This is a genomic window from Vibrio tubiashii ATCC 19109, from assembly GCF_000772105.1.
Taxonomy (GTDB): Bacteria; Pseudomonadota; Gammaproteobacteria; order Enterobacterales; family Vibrionaceae; genus Vibrio; species Vibrio tubiashii.
Window position 1 is genome coordinate 1,044,837 of the sequence record NZ_CP009355.1, and the last position, 18,543, is coordinate 1,063,379.

The 18,543-nt window shown below is 41.4% G+C and carries 28 protein-coding genes; 2 read left to right on the forward strand and 26 right to left on the reverse strand.

The window, feature by feature from the left end:
- Positions 1–83: 83 nt before the first annotated feature.
- From IX91_RS26705 to IX91_RS19895, 13 genes are all read right to left on the reverse strand, one after another.
- Positions 84–233 carry a hypothetical protein gene (locus IX91_RS26705; RefSeq protein WP_004743797.1) on the reverse strand — a complete coding sequence of 50 codons (150 nt, stop codon included), beginning with the start codon at positions 231–233 and terminating at the stop codon, positions 84–86.
- A gap of 120 nt (positions 234–353) precedes the next feature.
- Entirely contained in the window at positions 354–575 is a 222-nt protein-coding gene (locus IX91_RS19840) for a VF530 family protein (protein ID WP_004743799.1), read from the reverse strand.
- Positions 576–695: 120 nt separating this feature from the next.
- Positions 696–1,043: an SH3 domain-containing protein gene (locus IX91_RS19845; RefSeq protein WP_004743801.1), complete on the reverse strand. Its 348-nt coding sequence runs from the start codon at positions 1,041–1,043 to the stop codon at positions 696–698.
- A gap of 53 nt (positions 1,044–1,096) precedes the next feature.
- Positions 1,097–1,507 (reverse strand): GNAT family N-acetyltransferase, encoded by a 411-nt coding sequence (locus IX91_RS19850; protein WP_004743802.1) that lies wholly within the window; start codon positions 1,505–1,507, stop codon positions 1,097–1,099.
- An 87-nt stretch (positions 1,508–1,594) separates the two neighbouring features.
- Positions 1,595–2,062, reverse strand: a complete 468-nt coding sequence (locus IX91_RS19855; RefSeq protein ID WP_004743803.1) for a GNAT family N-acetyltransferase — start codon at positions 2,060–2,062, stop codon at positions 1,595–1,597.
- Positions 2,063–2,074: 12 nt separating this feature from the next.
- Positions 2,075–2,413, reverse strand: a complete 339-nt coding sequence (locus IX91_RS19860; RefSeq protein ID WP_004743806.1) for a hypothetical protein — start codon at positions 2,411–2,413, stop codon at positions 2,075–2,077.
- A gap of 11 nt (positions 2,414–2,424) precedes the next feature.
- Positions 2,425–3,072: a glutathione S-transferase family protein gene (locus IX91_RS19865; RefSeq protein ID WP_004743808.1), complete on the reverse strand. Its 648-nt coding sequence runs from the start codon at positions 3,070–3,072 to the stop codon at positions 2,425–2,427.
- 33 nt (positions 3,073–3,105) lie between these two features.
- Positions 3,106–3,732, reverse strand: coding sequence for a LysE family translocator (locus IX91_RS19870; RefSeq protein ID WP_004743810.1), 627 nt, complete (start codon positions 3,730–3,732; stop codon positions 3,106–3,108).
- 27 nt (positions 3,733–3,759) lie between these two features.
- Entirely contained in the window at positions 3,760–4,167 is a 408-nt protein-coding gene (locus IX91_RS19875) for a GFA family protein (protein WP_004743812.1), read from the reverse strand.
- Between the two features lie 202 nt (positions 4,168–4,369).
- Positions 4,370–4,879 (reverse strand): RDD family protein, encoded by a 510-nt coding sequence (locus tag IX91_RS19880; RefSeq protein WP_004743814.1) that lies wholly within the window; start codon positions 4,877–4,879, stop codon positions 4,370–4,372.
- 254 nt (positions 4,880–5,133) lie between these two features.
- A complete protein-coding gene (locus tag IX91_RS19885) occupies positions 5,134–5,580 on the reverse strand; it encodes a GNAT family N-acetyltransferase (RefSeq protein ID WP_004743816.1) in 447 nt (148 codons plus the stop codon).
- A 93-nt stretch (positions 5,581–5,673) separates the two neighbouring features.
- Positions 5,674–6,072, reverse strand: coding sequence for an NUDIX hydrolase (locus tag IX91_RS19890; protein ID WP_004743817.1), 399 nt, complete (start codon positions 6,070–6,072; stop codon positions 5,674–5,676).
- A 146-nt stretch (positions 6,073–6,218) separates the two neighbouring features.
- Positions 6,219–6,524, reverse strand: coding sequence for an NIPSNAP family protein (locus IX91_RS19895; protein ID WP_004743819.1), 306 nt, complete (start codon positions 6,522–6,524; stop codon positions 6,219–6,221).
- 307 nt (positions 6,525–6,831) lie between these two features.
- Between IX91_RS19895 and IX91_RS19900 the strand changes: the two genes are divergently transcribed.
- Positions 6,832–7,224 (forward strand): hypothetical protein, encoded by a 393-nt coding sequence (locus IX91_RS19900; protein WP_004743820.1) that lies wholly within the window; start codon positions 6,832–6,834, stop codon positions 7,222–7,224.
- A gap of 113 nt (positions 7,225–7,337) precedes the next feature.
- On the opposite strand, the gene IX91_RS19905 is transcribed toward IX91_RS19900, so the two are convergent.
- The 6 genes from IX91_RS19905 to IX91_RS19930 form a co-directional block, all read right to left on the reverse strand.
- A complete protein-coding gene (locus tag IX91_RS19905; RefSeq protein WP_038197672.1) occupies positions 7,338–7,871 on the reverse strand; it encodes a GNAT family N-acetyltransferase in 534 nt (177 codons plus the stop codon).
- Between the two features lie 221 nt (positions 7,872–8,092).
- Positions 8,093–8,497 carry a DUF1801 domain-containing protein gene (locus IX91_RS19910; RefSeq protein WP_004743822.1) on the reverse strand — a complete coding sequence of 135 codons (405 nt, stop codon included), beginning with the start codon at positions 8,495–8,497 and terminating at the stop codon, positions 8,093–8,095.
- A gap of 148 nt (positions 8,498–8,645) precedes the next feature.
- Positions 8,646–9,185 carry an isochorismatase family protein gene (locus tag IX91_RS19915; protein WP_004743823.1) on the reverse strand — a complete coding sequence of 180 codons (540 nt, stop codon included), beginning with the start codon at positions 9,183–9,185 and terminating at the stop codon, positions 8,646–8,648.
- A gap of 142 nt (positions 9,186–9,327) precedes the next feature.
- Positions 9,328–9,843, reverse strand: a complete 516-nt coding sequence (locus IX91_RS19920) for a GNAT family N-acetyltransferase (protein WP_004743824.1) — start codon at positions 9,841–9,843, stop codon at positions 9,328–9,330.
- A 146-nt stretch (positions 9,844–9,989) separates the two neighbouring features.
- Positions 9,990–10,790 carry a class I SAM-dependent methyltransferase gene (locus IX91_RS19925; protein ID WP_004743825.1) on the reverse strand — a complete coding sequence of 267 codons (801 nt, stop codon included), beginning with the start codon at positions 10,788–10,790 and terminating at the stop codon, positions 9,990–9,992.
- 144 nt (positions 10,791–10,934) lie between these two features.
- Entirely contained in the window at positions 10,935–11,429 is a 495-nt protein-coding gene (locus IX91_RS19930) for a hypothetical protein (protein WP_004749517.1), read from the reverse strand.
- Positions 11,430–11,777: 348 nt separating this feature from the next.
- Between IX91_RS19930 and IX91_RS19935 the strand changes: the two genes are divergently transcribed.
- Positions 11,778–12,734 carry an IS110 family RNA-guided transposase gene (locus IX91_RS19935; RefSeq protein WP_004743827.1) on the forward strand — a complete coding sequence of 319 codons (957 nt, stop codon included), beginning with the start codon at positions 11,778–11,780 and terminating at the stop codon, positions 12,732–12,734.
- A gap of 22 nt (positions 12,735–12,756) precedes the next feature.
- Here IX91_RS19935 and IX91_RS19940 read toward each other — a convergent pair whose 3' ends face one another.
- The 7 genes from IX91_RS19940 to IX91_RS19965 all read right to left on the reverse strand — a co-directional run bounded on the left by IX91_RS19940 (position 12,757) and on the right by IX91_RS19965 (position 18,179).
- Positions 12,757–13,227, reverse strand: a complete 471-nt coding sequence (locus tag IX91_RS19940) for a GNAT family N-acetyltransferase (protein ID WP_004737548.1) — start codon at positions 13,225–13,227, stop codon at positions 12,757–12,759.
- Between the two features lie 132 nt (positions 13,228–13,359).
- Positions 13,360–13,713: a hypothetical protein gene (locus tag IX91_RS19945; RefSeq protein WP_004743039.1), complete on the reverse strand. Its 354-nt coding sequence runs from the start codon at positions 13,711–13,713 to the stop codon at positions 13,360–13,362.
- Between the two features lie 52 nt (positions 13,714–13,765).
- Complete coding sequence (locus tag IX91_RS26425; protein ID WP_144441811.1) at positions 13,766–14,593, reverse strand: IS3 family transposase; 828 nt, start codon at positions 14,591–14,593, stop codon at positions 13,766–13,768.
- A gap of 5 nt (positions 14,594–14,598) precedes the next feature.
- A complete protein-coding gene (locus IX91_RS19955) occupies positions 14,599–14,922 on the reverse strand; it encodes a transposase (protein WP_071881324.1) in 324 nt (107 codons plus the stop codon).
- A gap of 417 nt (positions 14,923–15,339) precedes the next feature.
- Positions 15,340–15,474, reverse strand: coding sequence for a hypothetical protein (locus IX91_RS26945; protein WP_004743042.1), 135 nt, complete (start codon positions 15,472–15,474; stop codon positions 15,340–15,342).
- A gap of 804 nt (positions 15,475–16,278) precedes the next feature.
- Positions 16,279–16,623, reverse strand: coding sequence for a DUF6559 family protein (locus IX91_RS19960; protein WP_004743047.1), 345 nt, complete (start codon positions 16,621–16,623; stop codon positions 16,279–16,281).
- A 671-nt stretch (positions 16,624–17,294) separates the two neighbouring features.
- Positions 17,295–18,179 carry a bacteriophage abortive infection AbiH family protein gene (locus IX91_RS19965; protein WP_004743048.1) on the reverse strand — a complete coding sequence of 295 codons (885 nt, stop codon included), beginning with the start codon at positions 18,177–18,179 and terminating at the stop codon, positions 17,295–17,297.
- Between the last annotated feature and the right edge of the window lie 364 nt (positions 18,180–18,543).

Here is an 18,543-nt window from a genome sequence, read left to right on the forward strand (position 1 = left end):
ATCATCGACTCAGCGCAAAGGTTTTGGTTCTTGGCTAAATCAAGGGCTTTACTAGTTGGCGCTTCCGTTTCATAGGTTTTTGGTCAGCCAATTTGCAGAAAGATAACTGAGACCAAAATTCCGACAATAAAGCTTGGTGTGTGAAAGCGTTGATCTCTTGTTTGGTAATACGCTTTGGCTAAGTCTTCTTGATAAGATTTAATGGCGAGTTGTTTAATATAATTGTTCTGCATGTTCGCTCTCCTTGTTGATACAGTACTAGAGAGCTTAAAACCTCAAGCTTAGTTGAGGTCAAGGTGAGATTTCATTATTTGATAAAAAGACAAACGCATATTAATACGCTTGTCTTGTCGCTATTTACAAAATGTTTCGATATATAGCGCTTCTACTTTGTCTCGCGCCCATTGCGTTCGACGTAAGAACTTCAGAGAAGATTTGATAGACGGGTTACTGTAGAAACAGTTAATTTGAATTCGCTCGTCCAAACCTTCCCATCCGTAGTGTTCTTGCAATCGTACAAGGATCTTTTCTAATGTTAATCCATGCAATGGGTTGTTTGGTTGTTCTTGGCTCATCTTGGGTTTTCCTAAGACATTAAGTCAGTGCGCAAGTTTAGCAGATCAAATCCTGAAAGTTTTTGTTTTGTTGTACGAGCGTTTCGAGTCCTCTCGAATAGAGAGAGTTTTGCAAATGCGCTAAATCGATACAAGATGATTTAATGGAGCCCAAGCTTCTTGTTCACTAGAATCTAACTTTCGACACCATATCCAACCATTGAGCTCATAAATCTTCACCACTTGCTCGCCAAGTTTTAGGCTGTGCTCAACGGCAGTATAGTCCTCTAAGACTGTTACTGCTCCCGCGTCAATGTCCAATATCTGCTTCGGGACCCAACCTTGTTTGTTATTACCTCGGCAAAGTACCCAATTTGCCCAATCTCCCTTAGGGTCAGACTCTTCAACGAAGTCTAATACTTCCCCCGTGACTACTTGAATGGGAGAATCCGGCGCATCTTGATATTCTTTTACAACCTTGTATTCCATGACGTTTCCTTTTTCCGTAGGGAGTCTCTCCCCCACAACCTATGCATTGCTCTTTAGTTACATGGCTTAAATTTTTTCGTCATCCCTTGGCAAGACGGCGACACGAGCCTATATCCAAGTTTTTCATAAAACGCAGGTTCATCTGCAATCATTGAGATGTATGATCCCTCTAGCGCTACTGAAGAGAGATACATATCAATATATTCCATCACTCGTTTTCCTAAGCCCATCCCTTGATAGTTGGGATCAACTGCGACATCGACTACCTCAAAATTACATGCGCCATCACCGACAACTCGGCCCATCGCAATTAAAGAACCCTCTTTTCGAATTGATATTGCATATAGACTGTTTGGCAATGCTATTTGCGCGGCTTTTAGCGATTTAGCAGACAAGCCTGCAGCCACGCGCAGTTCGCAAAATTCTGCTGCACTAGGTGTTACTTCTTCGTACTTAAATGTCATTAGGAACCTCTCTTTCACTACTGATCTATACTACACAAAACAACTGTATATATAAACAGTAAAAATTATTAAGAGAGACTAAAATGACTAAATAGCCCAGCGGAAGAATGGACGTTTACCTTCCATTCGTTCTATTTCTGCACCAAGCCTTGCGTAGAATTTATGTGCTTTGGTGTTGTATGGGCTCGCAGTCCATGAGATGTGAGACGCCAAGGCCTTTTCACCCTCAATTTTAAGAGAATGCATCAGAGCAGCGCCATATCCCTTTGAGCGAGAGTTTCCGACTATGAGCAAGTCATCAAGCCAAATTGACGGTTCACCGCTAAAAGACGAATAACGATAGTGAAATAGTGCAAAACCCAACACTTCTTCATCAACTTCTAATAGCAAAGCATAAGCAAAGGGATGCTCACAAAATAACGTACGCTGAATCTTCTCAATGGTCGTTGAGATTTGCCCGTCAAACCCTTTCATGCTGCGGTCAAACTCAGCCTTAAGCGCAATGAGCTCAAGCAGTTTACCCGCATCTCCTTTTAATGCTTTCCTTACTTTCACATTACTCTCCCACTACAACACAATGCACATCAACAAACTGAATGCACCAGATAGAAACAGCAACATGCTAATGCCAACATCAAAATTTGACTGACTGTCATTAGCTTTAGGTTCATCGGCTATTGACGCTGCCATTCTAGTCGCTGTATTAGGACTATGTCTTAAATAAGGCTCTTTACCCGGCTTCGCAATGAGAAAGAGGCCACTCAGGCTCCATTGGATCAGCAGAGCATAGAAAAAGTAATCGCTGATAAAGTTCAGTTCGGGTACCGAAAACAGCAGCTCACTGACATGCAGTGCAAAAGAGACTAACCCATTAACCACGAGCACAAAGATTAAGATTCTTAGCACGTTCTCTCCTTCTATCGATATGATTCAAATGGCGTAAGGTCTATTTCTTCAATTCTGCAAACATACCTGATGGTGGGGTTCGAGCACAAACGCTTTAAATATGCGGCTAGATAGTCAAAACTAAGTGGAGACTTTTCAATTGGCAAAGACCACTCCGCTAACATGAATAAGAAATAGTCACACGCAGTTAGCCTATCGCCCAACAAGTACTCATTCTTTGCGAGCTGATCATTGATAATTGAAAGCGCGTCGGCAATTCTTTCGTCTTGAGCTTTAACAAGGTTTGGAATAGTCGATTCATCATTAGTATGACGATGCGGGTAATAACGAACCATAAGTTCAGCTTGCAGCGTATTGTTAAGAAATGCGAGCCACTGGAAAAACAGTGGTCGACTAGGATCGCCAATTGATGGCATGAGGCTTGAGTCCGGGTAAAGCTCGCAGATATGAATACAGATAGCAGGACTTTCGAATATCGCTTGATCATTCACAACCAATGTCGGGATTCGCCCTGCAGGATTGAGTCGAAGATAATCCGCTGATTTTTGCGAGTTTGATTTTTTGTCGACTAACAATAGCTCATAGTCTGCATTTAAGTGATGAAGCAAAAAATGAGGCGCTAAACTCGCATTGTTTGGATAATAGTAGAGCTTGAACAAAATAGACTCCTTGTCTCAGAATTAGCGCATTAACTAGCGTTCATTGAGGGCGACTTTACTCGCCAGCCCGATAAGCAGAACGCCCGAGACTCCTTCAAGTGCACGAGAATATCGCTGAGAATTCGGGCGACTAAACACCCAACTACCCACTGATGCGTATAAAAGGTTACACAGTGTCGCTAATACGCTAAACAATAAACCGAGCACTAACAATTGTAGCGACACTGAGCTGCTAGATGTTTCGATAAACTGAGGCAAAAATGAGAGGAAAAACAGCGCTACCTTCGGATTGAGAACACTAACGATCACCCCTTGTGAGAAAACATTTTTATCTTTTTCAATGTCAGTATTATTAATGATTTTACTTTCACCACGCCACATAGAGCGTATTGACTGGATACCTAAATACACTAAGTAAGCCGCACCCAGCCATTTTACCGCACTAAAGGCAACCGCAGAGCTAAGAATAATTGCAGACAAGCCTAAACACGCTGCCAATGTGTGAATAAAGTAACCAACACCGAGTCCCAGTGCCGCCTTCAACCCATTTATCAACTTGCCCTTCATTGTATTCGATACAATGTAAATAACGTCAGGCCCGGGGATCATATTGATCGCAAGGCAAGCGACGACAAATAATAGTAGCGAATTTAAATCCATTTACTGTCCTCCATTCGTTTGTGATGCTTACTTAGGGAAACCTAACATTTGTTCTGCTTGTAAACCGGCTTTATGCCAGTTTGTCTGCTCAGAACAAAATATCTGCGCATCTAACTCTTTTGATGGTTCTTCATTTAATGATCCAGCAGGAACAATTAAAAACTTCCCACTTTGGCTCAGATACGGCAAACCGGAACCACACTCGATGCAAAACACTTTCGAAAATGATCGAGTGGGATGGTCAAAACGTTTTATTTTGTCTTCCCCTTTCGTCCACTGGATATTCGAAGGAGAAGTAAATAAATTCGAAGCGTGAGCCGAACCGGTAAGCTTTCTACACTGTTCACAGTGACAAAAATAAAACTTACCAAAGTCATCCTTCACTTTAAAAGCAACACTTTCACAGCAGCAACCGCCGGTAATTTCTTTGTGCATACCACACCTCCATGTTTGGCTTTCACTCAATCGCTTATGTCGTCAGACTATTTTAAATACCATGTTATTCACTAAGTTGATTAGAAACAACCACTACTGACGCGAAGCCAAATTTCTATAGGTTGGCCATTGGTTAAAGCAATTGCAACGCCGTTACTTGATTGATCTACATTTTAATCTCGCATAATTGGTAATCTACTTGTTAGGTTAACCTGACAACGACAGAACCTGCTATGTAATCATGTATAGCTCGTCTTTTCTCGTTAAATAGCATAGAAATAGTCTCTAAAAGAACCCAACCCAACATCACTAGGCCGATAAACATAAACAATAGGCCTTGTTCCAAACTCTCATAAGTCTGCCCGTAAAACGCGATTTGAGCGTAAGCGTATATCGTAACTGGAAACAAGATAATTGGGACAATATCACGTAGGCACGATTGCTTAATGGTTAAATTACGGCTTTCAGATACATCTAGCACTTTCACCTTGGCCACCATTTTACCTATGGTTTGGCCATATTTTGCATGCATAAGGACATAGTATGTAATGCCTAAAATCGAACTACCAACTCCCCATACGAAAATGCCTCCTGAGCCAACCACTCCAGAGAGCACATAGTCATCAATCCATTGCAATGGTAAGAAAACTAGCCCATCAATAAAAATAGCGAATAAACGCCGCCAAAAGTTTGAATATTTACTGGTATACACAATTACTCCTTAAAGATCAGCCTGTTGTTTGAGGCTAGAATGTACACCAGTTAAAAAAGACCTAAGTATAGTAAAGAGTGATTTGCGAAGCAGAATATAAATACAAATGCATACTACTGTAAACTCATTGCGAGCGAGACAATCAAACTCCGCGTTTAGGCGCGCAGCAGTATCAATCTAATTTAAATGCTTCACCGCTGATTCTAATATGAAGTAGAAGTACTACTGATAGGAACCGAGTCTTGAACACATTACTATGTGCGAATTAGCGACATAGGGACAAAGCGAATTCCATTCACCTCACCTTCACCCCCACTAACTGTAAAACCATTATGGCGGTAGAAACCCATCGCATTTATCGAAGAGCGCAGCGATATCTCGTTAGATTCGGTTGAAGCCAGTAAATGATTGAGCATATCTCGACCCAAACCAGAGCCTTGCGCTTGCTTGGATACAAAAAGGTGGGTCACGTAGTTTCCATCACGCAAAGCCGCGAAACCGAGCAACTTGCCATCATATACAGCTTTAATCGCTAAGAAGTTTTCACCACCAAACACGGTATGTAAATCTGGAATGACTCGTTCGATAAACTGTTTTTTACCTTGTTCGCTAAACAAAGGAAGAATGTCTATAGCCGACACTTCTGAAACAAGGCTTAACACCCTATCTAAATCATCACTTGATGCTTTCCGAATATGCACAATCCCTCCAATCACTTAAACTAACTAACGTAAACACTGTACCAGACCAAAAGTATAACTACCGAGTGTTAACCGTCTATCTTAAGTAGATGCTCAGAACTTAAGGTGAGGAGCTAGCCTCGTAAGTTCATTTAAGGCTATTTCGTCAGCAGCGATTTCAACTACTGCTGATTCTAAACTACACCACTCAATGCCTTCGGCCTCATAAGGCCGAATTTCACCATCCCAGCCACTGATAATAAAGTAGTGGATTAACTGCAACTCTTCCGTTGGGTGATAGAGCGAGCACAAATACTGATAGGTAGTTGGCTTAACATTCAATTCTTCCTTAACTTCACGCAGCAAAGCTTGAACTGAAGTTTCCCCTCTTTCTATATGTCCTCCGGGAATAGTGATTAACCCAGGATCGGTTTTCTTGTGCTCACTTCGTTTCTCCAAGAGTACTTTTGAACCATTAAGCATAATGAAAGAGACACATTCATGGGCTTTCAATTTGGATATTCCCTTTAAGTTCTATGTCACAGTAAGTGGGCTGCTACGTGACAGTTCAACAAAACCAATACACCTTAAACACTAAAACAGACTCAAAATGCCAAGCATAGCGAATTTACTTCAAACAGTTTGCAATACGTAGTTTGTTAGCTCAGTACTGGTCTAAAAAAGCTACGTTCATAACTGACAATACAGTCAACCCTCTCTGCAAACTCAAATGCCTTAATGCATTCCGGGTCTTCTAAAGACTTATTTCGGTATTCTTCATAAGTGGACAAACTTTGGAACGTAAATAGAGCTAGAGCAATATTGTTCGCACCTTCAGATGGCAGAAAGTAGCCATTATGTTGGCCTCCGAACCTTTCAACCAATGGGATCCACATTTTCGCGTATTCTTCGAACTCTTTAACCTTTTTAGGGTCAATTACATACTTTACATAGCAAGTAATCATAAACACCAACTCCTTCTTATTATGTGATTTGTTGCTCTCTGCGCATGCCACGTTAAACGTTTATTAGATTTAATCCAATAGTCCCATAAGAATTATCACATAGCCATTGTGAAAAGCATGAATTAAGAAGGCGACCTTTGCGCCTTCAAATGTCGAGATCCTCTGCCACACTTGAAAGCCAATACACCTAAAACACTAAAACCGCTTCATCGCAAAAATACAGAGCAGTACGAAACTGCTCTAAACGCTTTGTGATGCTGGTGCGCTAAAGGTACAATCGCACGCTAGCCAATACGGACACGCAATAATGCTATTTAATAACGATATCGACGAAATGATCAGCTATTTAGAACGTTTCTGTAAAAAGCCGCATATAAAAGCACTTGATGACGTTTCTGATGAGCAGATTAACTTGCTGCTCGACTTCTTAGCACTGGCCCACAAGTTGAAATGCGATGTTTACGCGACAAGAAACCTAAGCTGTTCACACTTTATCGGTCTTGGCACCTTCGCTTTAACACAAGATCGAGCTCCTCAAGGAAACCTGTTTCTGAAAGTTGAGCAAAACCAGATCTACCTGACATTCGAACTCGATAACTGCAATGAAGATAACCTGTTAACACCAATTCGAGTGATTGACGCCCTAACCTATCTTGCTGAAAACACGGGCCACGCACTGCTACCTGAAGATTATTGTTAGAGCGCCCTGCTAAACAGCTAGCTATGAATATCTCGACACTTAACTAACACCGTAAACTGCGTCCAATCGAACAACCATAAGTGCCGAGCATTAGAAGTCCGATTTATTGCAAATCACAATAATCCTATTTTCGAATATACGGCTGTGCTACTTAACTGGCCTGACGGCAGCCTTCGATCATTGCGCAATGTGCCCTCAAAAGTATACCCACATCGCTCTGCAACTGCTCGACTCTTTACATTTTCCTCTGCGGCCTTAATTTCCAATCTATTAGCTTTGAGTTCTAAAAATGCGTAATTTTCGAGTACTTTAACCGCTTCCACGATAAAACCATGCCCTACACACGAGCTACGTAACCAATATCCAATTTCAAAATAAGGAACGTCTTTGTCTCGAATGATTAGACCAATTGCACCTACGAAGTTGTTGGTATTTTTATCTAAGATTGAATAACGCAGTTCACCTTCAAAGTTTTCAAAGTTACTAATCGCTTGCTTTGTATTCTCTATTGATTCAGATTCAGTCAAAGCATATTTAACCCAAGGTAAATACTCTCCGAGTTCATTTTGACTTTCTACTATTGCTTCTAGCATTAAAGGCTGTAGCTCCATTGAAGGGGGAACTAACCTTAATCTCTCTGTTTCCATATATACCTACATCCGATAAGAGCTTAAACACCGTATTAAGTTGCACAACATTAACACGTAATATAACCATGCTAACGACGCCTTGTGTGCAACAAACGCTTGCTATACTTGAGCGAAGCGGAATCAAAGCTCCCACATGCCGCTTTAAACACTAAACGCACCACATAGTAAAGCGCCATGCGTTGTGAATTACTGCCAAACAGTTTGTTGTGTGAATTTTTCTACGCGCCTAAAAGAGGAAAATGTTTTCGCTGCTGATAAGTTAAAGCTAACTCTAAACAGGACTTGATTGCTGTTTCTGGTATCGGCTTCGACAAGGATAGAATTATCGCTCTGTTTCCCTGAAATACCAGTTCTTCGCCATACAATTCCCTGAATGTATCGACGAGCTTTGTTTGGCAATTAAAGAACAGGTAATAATTGTTAGGAGATTTGAGTTTCCAGTCCATTCTTAGCGGACTGCCTGTTTTTACACTGTAGCTTGGCTCACCCCATTTAAGAGTTTCATCGACTTCACCAAGATCCAACTCAGATGCAATTTGAAAGACTAAATTTCGTAGCTCCGTTAACCTAACACGAGCATTCTCTGGGTATTCATCAAAGCGCTCTTTGACTGCATTGTTCATTGGAGCCTCCTAATCGCATATCGCTAAATGAAGTAGTGAGCGATGCTACCACTTACCCAAAGAATAGTGCCTTAAACACTAAAGCCGATTCAAACCAAAAGTGCGAGCGTTATAAATCACTCTTAATTGCTTTGCTAGAAGGCGAATTCTAACGAACTAGGCTTAACACCTGCTTAAATTCAGCACTCCTACAGTCTTTTACCAGCTCGTAGAGACACATTTCTAACCCCGAAATTTCTACGCCACTTTCCTTTAGACGCTCAATACCAAGTTGAGCATTTGATAACGTTCGAGAGGAAACACAATCATTAACCAGTTCCACATTGAAACCTAATTCAACCAATCCTTTTGCCGTCTGGTACACACAAATATGCGCCTCAATGCCACACACCAACCAAGTATCTACACCCATTTCTTTGATCGTAGCCAGAAAGTCGGGGGACTCACAAGCATTGAAGGTAAACTTTGTTATTGGGCTAACGTCACCAAGGTGAACTCTTAATTCCTCTACTGTCTTACCCAACTTCTCAGGGTTCTGCTCAAGCAAAACTATCGGCAAACCCAGAGCCCTAGCCCCGACAATCAACTTCGAGCAGTTAGAAATGAGCGTTTCACTATCATAGACTAAGCGTGCAAGCTTACCCTGCACATCAACGACGATAAGCCCTGTTTTATCTCGTGACAACATTTTACCATCCTTAGTTTAATGGGGCCTTATAACGCTGCGTTAAGGAGTGATTAACGCAATACCACAGCCGCCGTGTACCACCTTAAACACTAAATACAACGCATAGTGAAAATGCCACGCGTTGTGACTCCCTCTTTAAAGGTTATGGTTGCGACTGGGGAATCGTATATTCATAGAAAGCCACACCACTGCCACTAGCTGGTTGCTCTATGAAACCTAGCTTCTTGAGTAACTTCGCTGAAGCAACATTAGATTGGTCAACACCGCCTATAAGTTTCAACCAAGACTCGGATTTCTCAACTTCATGGATGAAGCCCTGAAGTAATTCACTAGCTAATCCTCGCCCCCAATATTCTTCACCAAGCAAGTAACCGATATGAGCATACTCGTCCTTTTCTACATAAGCGAACAAGAAACCTACTAGTTCGTGCCCCTCTGTTTCTACTTTAAGTAAGCGGCTCTCCAATAACATTCTCTCAAGCCATATTCTGGCTTCTTCATAAGAACCAATCCCGTGGAAATATGGGGGAAGATTTTCTACAACTACTGGTGTTAAGATTTTAGGAATTCGCTCTAGCAAATATGAGTGCTTAGACAAATCAAGCTCTCCAGTAATTTCAACTACTTTCAACCTCTGGCTTTCAAATGACAATGCCATGCAACCTCCCCATTTCGTTAAAAGCCATAACGCCCTGCTAATTGACTAGCAAACGCTAAACACTGCACTTAACTTTACTACCGTAAACACTATGTCTAATTAGAAGCAAGATAACCGAGCGTTGATAGCCCGTCTTTAGCAGTTTCTTAACTGCACTTTTTCGCAATAACTAAACCATGATTACTACTACCAAGCAATGATGGTTCTCCACAAGTAGAAAGGTGATACTTCAACCAAGCTTGATACTGCTGCTCGCTAAGTTGGTTGACCTCTTGACCAATGAAACGAACATAACCATCTGTTGCAATGTGATTTTCGACACTAAAACCCGAGTGAGCTGCTAGAGATTCAATTTCGGTCGGCTTAGCAAAGTAACCAGTTCTAAAAAATGTGTCTACCTCAGGTGAAGTAACTAAGCCACTTTCGTTTAACTCACCTAACACAGTTGGCGAAACTAAATCGTTAGACATTTTTGCTAGCAAACCTGCAACAAAGAAACGGCTGATATAAGCTATCGCAACAATCCCATTTGGTTTTAAAACTCGATTAGCTTCTTTGAGCACTGCTTCTCGGTCTGACTTTGATTGTATGTGATAAAGCGGTCCCAAAATTAATACGATATCTTGACTGTCACTCTCTATAAAGCTGACGTCTGTTGCATTTGCTTCATGGACAGATAAGCTCAAAGACTGACGTTTTGCATTACTATTAAGTTGTTCCACTAATTCAGGAACTAACTCAACCGCTGTCACATTAATGCCTTGTTGAGCATAATGGAGGGAATAACGTCCAGTAGCAGCACCAAACTCAGTTAAATTAATTGCTGGATCGATATAAGGCTCCAACACACTCAATGTTGTATCAAACTCAATACGTGTAATATTTTGTGAAAGAAGACGCTTCTCCTCATCAAACTTTGCGTAGTACTCCATATATTCTTCTTGCACGACTTCCTCCTGTGCAGCTAACGCCAAATTAAGGGGTGAACAACGCCTCCACCCAAACCTAACGCATTGTGCCATAAACACTAAATTTGAAGTAGAAGCAAAAGTGCCAAGCGTTGTGAATCCCTCTTAAATTGATTGTTATAGCTATTCTAACGACCGCATGTATTCAATTAGCCGCGATAATAAAAAGAGCACTAATAGTACTCCCATGATAGAGGAGATATTACTTTTCCAATCACACGGCGGTGAGTAATGTCTGTCGTAAATCAAGTCTCCCTGATGCATTATTTTTGTAACAGTATACTTATCGTCGAACAACTCTGATTCAATGTAATAAACCTCAACATCCCGAAAAGCCAACTTAGCACCTTGGTAAGGGTTAAATAAGTGTTCAACGTCTTTATAATATCGACCAGCTATGTACCTTTTACTGCCATCGGTGCCCACCATCAACTCATAATAAGGATCTACATTCCTTGAACCTGAGTGAAATTTCAGTTGCAATATGCTGCCTGTTATTGTCTGCTCATTCTCTACTGTATCTCCTTGAACCAATAAAAGAACAGAAGTCAGAACTAGTAATACAAGTAAGGCTACAAGAACGGTAGCAGCGATATATTCTTTAATCTTTTTTACCAATGAGCCCCTCCTTGAGATAGCTAGAACGCCGCATTAACTGGTGAGCAACGCACGACCGCTGCACCTAACCATACCACCGTAAACACTGAACCCAACCAAACCAAAAATGCCGTGCGTTGGGAATCCGTCTTAAATGCCTTGTATGGATAATAAGCTCTCCAATCGGGTAAAGTGAGACCCAGACTTTAGCTGCAACTAAAGTTCTTCTATCTGATAGTTCGATTAAATGATGGCTCCTCTATCGAGAGACCGATAACAAGTTCGAACGTCAGATAGAACTCCAAGCACCACACTCGAATAGTCTTCTGGGTCTCGAGCCCGCATTTGCAAGCAAGAGTTAAGCTTATTATGAATACAAACACACTTCAAAACATTAATGTCGGCGTTGATACTGGCAAATCACAATTAGATATTTATATCCGTCCGCTCGACATTTACTTCACCGTTCCTAACAATGACAAAGGCATTAAAGAAGCCGTCAGAGCTATCGCTAAACACCAACCTCAACGTGTCGTGATTGAAGCTACTGGACGATTAGAAATGCCCTTCATCCTTGCTTGTGACCAAGCAAAGCTACCCTATGTCATCGCAAACCCTTTGAGAATAAAAAGGTTCGCTGGTGCTATTGGACAAAGAGCTAAGAACGACCGTTTAGACGCCGCGCTCATTGCCCACTATGCTGAAAAAGTTCAGCCTGACTTAACCGAGCTAAAAGCCGAAAATATCCGATTAATGAGTGACTTAGTATCAAGGCGAAATCAGTTACTCTCCATACAGACCATGGAAAGAAACCGACTACAAATATTGCCAAAGAACATCGCCTCAACTATTACGCCCATCTTAACCGCTCTTAAAAATCAAATTGAAAAAGTAGAAGCCAAAATCTCAAAGCTCATCGATATCTCACCTGAATATCAGACTAAGAATGAGATACTTCAAAGCATGCCTGGAGTCGGTAAAATACTGGCCGCATCCATCATCAGTAACGTCCCCGAACGTGGTTACATCACCAATAAACAAGCCTCTAGCTTGATTGGTGTAGCCCCCATCGTTAGAGAAAGTGGTCGTTACAAAGGAAAGCGCATAATACAAGGAGGTCGGACTCAAGTTAGAACCGTTATGTATATGGCAATGATGTCTGCCATCCAATGTAACCCTGTTTTTAAGACTACATATGAACGATTACTTGCGGCAGGAAAACCCAAAAAAGTAGCCATAGTTGCCTGCATGAGAAAGATGGTTGTGATCTTAAACTCGATGCTCAGAGACGGTGTAATGTGGGATAACAATAGCGCCAAAAATTAACTATTGACGCCATAGTCTCTTGTTAGCAATCAAATTCTAACACCATTGGAATATCAACCATCCCTTGCCGATTTCTGACGCCTTCTGTGCGTTTAAAACCAAAACGCACATATACGCTTTCCGCATTGACCGCGGAGTTAACTGTAAATAGACCACTATTACCGTTTTCCAATGCCTTTTCTTTAACAGTTTCCCATAATTGACGGGAAAGCCCATTACCTTGAAAATCATCATCTACGAATAGATGGTACAGATGCGAGTTGTCTCGTACTCCAGCCACACCAACGACTTCATTATTCTCAGTTACTGCAACAACATAGTCATAGTTTGTAGACAGATATTTTTCGATGTTTTTCTCTGACATTGAATCGAGCAAAATACTGTGCACAGTCACATCACAAGTTGGGCAAACATATTTGTTTGTTAAGGGTAAGAGCAACTCACTGATTGCCCTCGCATCACTAATTTCTGCATTTCTGATATTGATGCTCATTATTTCTCCTGATTGCTAACGCCCTGCTAAGTGGCTGACAACATACCACAAAACGAAAATAAGCCACCGTACACACAGAGCAAACTTTGGAGTAAATTCGCCGAGCGTTGTCAGTCCGTCTTAAGCAGCTTGTTAGTTTTCCGGTTCAGCAAACTTCAAAATATCCTTGTAATTATTTACAACAATATCGATAGAATTATCGTCGTGATAAACTCGATAAAGCTTCCCATTTTCACCATCATTCACATTGATAAAGTATGGATCACCAGAGCCACACAAACAGCAAGCGACAGCTATGTACCCAGATTTAACGACGTTAATACCCGGATAATAATTGCTAGTTTCATCGTCAATCTCCGAGCGAGCAAAGACCTTAAAATCAGCACCTAACCCAGACAAATCAAAATCATCTGGGATCTCAAATGACTTATTGCTCAAATTGTTCTTGGATATAAAATCTAACCAATAATCAGGAATATTTATCACTGCAAACTCCAAAAGAAAATGGTGTACCCCACAAAAAGTAGACAGTACATAACTACATACTCTCGTACTCAACTGGGCTGACATGCCCCAACGCTGAGTGTCTTCTTTTGCGATTGTAAAATACCTCGATGTATTCGAAGATGCCCATTCGGGCTTCTTCGACAGTTTGGTAATCTTCCGCGTATATCAGTTCGACTTTCAGTCGACTGTAGAACGACTCCATCACCGCATTATCCCAACAGTTGCCCTGCCGACTCATGCTCGGTACACCTCCATGCTTGCGCATGAAGTCTTGATATTTATATGCTCTGTATTGTACACCACGGTCCGAGTGGATAATGACGCCCTTAGGCGGCTTACGTGACTCAAACGCCATTTTTAGCGCATTGGTGATGAGCTCAACGGTCATCGTTGTCCCTAGAGACCAACCCACAATACGTCTCGAATGCAAGTCCATCACTGTCGCCAAGAACAGCCAACGGCTCTTCACCCAGATATACGTGATGTCCGTAACCCATTTCTGATTTGGTGTCGCGGACTCAAAGTCTCGACGCAGTAAATTGTCAGCAACATTCGTCATCGCCGCCACATCCTTGCTGTATTTAAACCCTTTACCATTACGTGCCCTGATACCTTTTTCCTTCATGATATCAGCCACATAATTCACGCAGCAGGCATGGCCTGCTTCGTTTAGCTCTTCGGCTATTCGCACTGAACCGTAACGTGCCCTATATTGGGCAAAGGTACACATGACGAGCTGTTCAAAGCGCTCTCGCCGCTTTGAACGCTTACTCGGCGTATGATGACGCCACTTATAGTAACCGCCTCGACTCACCTCTAACGTACGGCACATTAAGCTAATGGAATACTCCATCGACATAGCTTTCAATGAACTCGTACTTCACTTTTGCTGCTTCGCGAAGTACGCCGAGACCTTTTTAGGAATTCCATTTCATCTTTGAGTCGCTTGTTCTCGCGCCTTAGCGCTCGAAGCTCTTCGGACTCTTTCTTCGAATAATCGACACCATCTAAGGTGTTAAACTGTTTATCAGATAGGCGTGTGAACTGGCGCTTCCAGTTTCGGATCTGCTGGGTACTGATGCCCAGCTCCTTGGCAACGGAGACGGCTGTTCGGCCAGGAAGACTGGCCAAGCGAACGGCTTCTTTGCGGAACTCTTCGGTGTACGCTGGATTACGATGTTTAGCCATAAATCACCTCTCAATTAGACCCTAGGTCTAACTTAGTAAAGTGTCTACTAAACATGGGGTACTCGGAAATATAACGCCCTGCTAAGGGGTGAGCAACGCAATACCGAAGCCGCTGCATACCACCTTAATCACTAAAATCAACGCATAGTGAAAATGCCACGCGTTGCGAATCCCTCTTGAGCAGTTTGTTAGTTTGCAAACCCAAAGCGTTGATTTTACGTTATTTTAAACTTTGCAAACACTACATTTTATGTGTTTTGATGCATTTAAGTCAGGCGTAGTCTCAAAGCGGCTACTCAATGAAACCACGTGGAACAAACAACGCCGAAGAAAACGAACTCACAACACCAAAAAGCACTTTTGGAAAACCAATCTCACAATGCGGACTTTCAACAAAGTCACTGAAACCACATGAATTTACCACACCAGAGAAAACGCCATTTCAGCGAGTAAATCTGCTTTTGTACCAACAAACACAACGAGCAGAGTTTCAGCAAAAGAGTTCAACTCAGTTAATCCATAAGCCACCGCACCAAAGAACAAATCAACCATTGAAACGATGCCAATTTTGGATTTTCACCACGCTAGTTAACACTGAAATTGAACGCCGATACGACAATTTAGACTTTAAGCTTTTACCACTTGATCGTGCGATATAGTTGCGTTTTTCCTCTTGCAAACTAACGCCCTGTTAAGGTGTGAGCAACGCAATACCGATGCTGCTGCATACCACCTTAAACACTAAAACCAACGCATACCAAAAATGCCAAGCGTTGCGAATCACTCTTAAACAGTTTGTTATGTGCGTGCTTAAGTTGAACACCTTTGCTCACAGAACAGATAATCGATATAAGAGGCGACCGCAACTGCACAAAAATAGAGTTCAAGTGCGAAATAAAAAAGTACACTTTTGGAGACTTTCTTCTTTAAAGTACTTTAACCATAAGAAGTGTGACAATGATGTATACGATGGCAACTAACTTTCTATCCCTACATGTAACTTGAGCCTAACTGTGACTACCCAACCGAAGACATTTAGTAACCCGAACAATCAAGATGTTGGAAACGCAAAAAAGATATACAAGGCTGCACCAAATACCGAGCCAGCCATGAACAAACCCAACTTTATTGCAGTACTTTTATTCGATTCCTTTTTGGACATAGTAATTCCTTTTACCTAATTTAAAATGACTTTCATGTACAACTATACGCCATCAACACCAAAGCACATAACGCCTTGTTAAGGTGTGAGGCACGCAATACCTAAGCTTCCGCATACCACCTTAACCACTAAAACTAACGCATAGTAAAAATGCCACGCGTGCCGAATCACTCTTGAACAATTTGTTAAGTGCATTACTCGCCACCTCCACCATCGTTAGAAGTGCAATCACCCGAAGAGTAGTAAGCAAAAGAGGCGACATCAAATCGTTGATTTGCTGGATCATACTTACATTTGTGAGATAAGTACTCTTCGAAACTTTCACTTCTGTGGAAGTTATCTTGCGACAAGTCTACACAATAAATAGCATATGCTAGTGTTACGTGCTTTTTCGATAATTTTGATCTTTCAATTGCATAGTCCACTTCTTCCTTAGAGTATCTAGTCTTTTTTCCATAAAAGAGAAGCAGTGGAATTAACTTCCTTGCAATGTACATAGCCCTACGGTGAAACAACCATGGTTCTATAAGCTTCATCATATCGCTGCTTCCTATCACAAAAAAATTACATGCAATTGAGTCATGTTGACATCGAATACACTTAACGCCTGCTTAAGCGGCTGCCAATGCACGACACCCAAACAGACCACCATAATCACTAAACTCAACCCGAACCAAAAATGCCACAGGTTGGCAGTCCGTCTTTAAGCACTTGTTATGTTGCGAGACAGTGCGATAAACCTAGAGGCTTGGTGACAAGATGTTGATTTAGAATACATTACTAGACCCGGCCACTGAAGTAAAACGGACAGTTGCCCAAGTTAAGCTGACTCGATTAACGCACTTGGTAATGAAGCGACATTCGAAAATGTCCCTGCACCAGCTGCACTTACATGACAAAGGATACTTTCACTGAAGCTGACCACAGCGAGCACGAAAATCGAGGTTCGAGGACGGACATCCCACCACAAAGAAACAGCATACTTGAACATCAAGGATCATGATGACTTAAAGGTGAAAAGCACTGACGCAGAACTCAGTGCCCTTGCGCTGAACCAAGCTAGAAAACATTAAATAAAACAGCTACATAACGTCCTGTTAAGGTGTGAGCAACGCAATGCCAAAGCTCCCGCATGCCACCTTAATCACTTAAACCAACGCATAGTAAAAATGCCACGCGTTGCGAATCACTCTTAAACAGTTTGTTAAGTTTATTTGATTTCTTCCATTTTAATAAAGTGTACATTGCTCTCGGAAAGCCCCAACTCGATTGCAGCTTGAGATAAGCTAATTTTGTCTTCTAGCTTATAAAAACTAATATACCAGTTTGTATCAAATTTAACCTGACTAGCAATTACTCTGAAATACTCAAGGTCCACAGATGACATTGAGTGTCCAAGTATATAAATATTTCTTAAACCCGATAGACTAGCGAAAAATCGCTCATTTTTTCTTAGAACACTGCTTGTAGATTTATAAGTATGGCTAAAGTATTCATCTACGACTTGATAGCCAGAAGCAATTCGAGTGTCTGTATTTTCATCTATGTAAGTTGTTAGCTGTGTTCTATCTTCGGGAGCCCATCCATGCCCAAGGACAATCTCGTTGGCTGGCTCATCAATTGAACCATGTATGTGTAACACATTTGATTTGGGAATGTTATACAATTCCGTCAACGTTTGTGTATAGTTAAACGTTAGAAAACGAGCATGTAATTTCAAATTTAGAAGCGTTGGGTTATTAGGTACATCAACCGTATTTATCCACTCGCAAAAACATTCATATAGCTCAGATGACAATGCTTCTACATTTTTGGTAAGTTCATATTGGTAGTCATGATGTCCTGACTCACTCCAGTCATCATCACCATATGATGGTAAATAATTCGATGCATCATCTTCTAAGAGGTCAACATCCAAGTTACCTAATGCTTCTTCAAAATCTGACCACTTTTCATCGATACTTAAAAATTTTTCAACAGTATCAAAAACAAGTCCATGCTTTCTCTGCAAGTACAACTTAAAGCTTTCGTAGCTCGTTTGCATTCCATGATGGAGGTCAAAGCCATTTCCAATAATATATAAAGTATCAGGCACCGCTATCTCCCAAAAAAATAAACTTAACGCCCTGCTAAGTGGCTGACAACATACCACAAAACGAAAACAAGCCACCGTAAACAAAGAGCAAACTTCGAAGTAAATTCGCCGAGCGTTGGCAGTCCGTCTTAAGCAGATTGTTAGGAACAAGCCTAACGAGCGAGCAGCCTAGTTTTTGGAACTCAAAAATACAAACAACACTATTGTGGTTCAGTAACGGTAAACTGCTAGTACGTTATCCATAACAGTGCTATAACGAACACAAAATGATGGCAATACTTCCATGCCATATTAGGTGAGTTAAATAATGAAATTTGACAACAATAAAAAGCTACTTATCTACCTATTAAGTTTAAACTTTACG